The 1,007-nt window shown below is 67.0% G+C and carries 1 protein-coding gene; it reads left to right on the plus strand.

Annotation, left to right across the window (positions count from 1 at the left end):
* Window positions 1–1,007 (plus strand): helicase-related protein (locus ABZV94_RS42170; RefSeq protein WP_356350486.1); only part of this gene is annotated, 1,007 nt, incomplete at both ends.

The raw sequence follows: 1,007 nt of genomic DNA on the forward strand, positions 1-1,007 counted from the left end.
GTCCTGGACTACTTCGACGCCCACCTGGTCGGCCTCACCGCCACCCCGACCGCACAGACCCGGGGCTTCTTCGACCAGAACACCGTCTCCGAGTACACGTACGAGCAGGCCGTCGCCGACGGGGTCAACGTCGACTTCGACATCGTCCGTGTCAACACGGACCTCCGGGAGCAGGGCGGTGCGAAGATCGAGGCCGGCACGACGGTCCGGATCAAGGACCGCAAGACCAGGGCCCAGCGGTACGTGGAACTCGACGACGACCTCACGTACACCACCGGCCAGATCGGCCGCTCGGTGATCACCGTCGACGAGATCCGAGCCGTACTCACGACGTACAGGAACAACTGGCAGCGCTGGTTCCCCGGTCGCAAGGACCTGCCCAAGACGCTCATCTTCGCGGTCGGCGAGGACCACGCGGAGGACGTGCTCAAGCAGGTCAAGGAGGTCTTCGGCCGTGGGGACGACTTCGCAAAGAAGATCACGTACAAGAGCCGTCAGAACGGCGACAACCCCGACGAGCTGATCAACGACCTCCGCAACTCACCCCGGTTGCGGGTCGCTGTCACAGTCGACATGATCGCCACCGGTACGGACGTCCGGGCCCTGGAATGCGTGATCTTCCTGCGGTCGGTGCGCAGCGCGGTTCTCTTCGAGCAGATGAAAGGGCGGGGTGCCCGCACCATCGACGCGACGGAGCTCCGCGAGGTCACCCCGGACGCCGACGACGACGTGACGAAGGACCGCTTCGTCCTGATCGACGCGGCAGGTGTCACCACCTCCCCGCTGGTCGACGCCCGCCCCATGATCCCGGCGACGGGCGCACAGGTGTCGCTGGCCAAGCTGCTCGACAAGACGGGCACGAAGTCGATCAGCGCGGAGGAGGCGGAGGTCCTCCAGCGACGCCTGTCCCGCCTGAGCCAGCAGCTCAAGGACGAGGAGCGCGACCTCCTGGCCAACACGGCGGGCGGGGCGACGCTCTCCGACATCGCCCGCGGGATCGTCGACGC

The sequence above is a fragment of the Streptomyces sp. NPDC004658 genome, from assembly GCF_040609555.1.
In the GTDB taxonomy this organism is placed as follows: domain Bacteria; phylum Actinomycetota; class Actinomycetes; order Streptomycetales; family Streptomycetaceae; genus Streptomyces.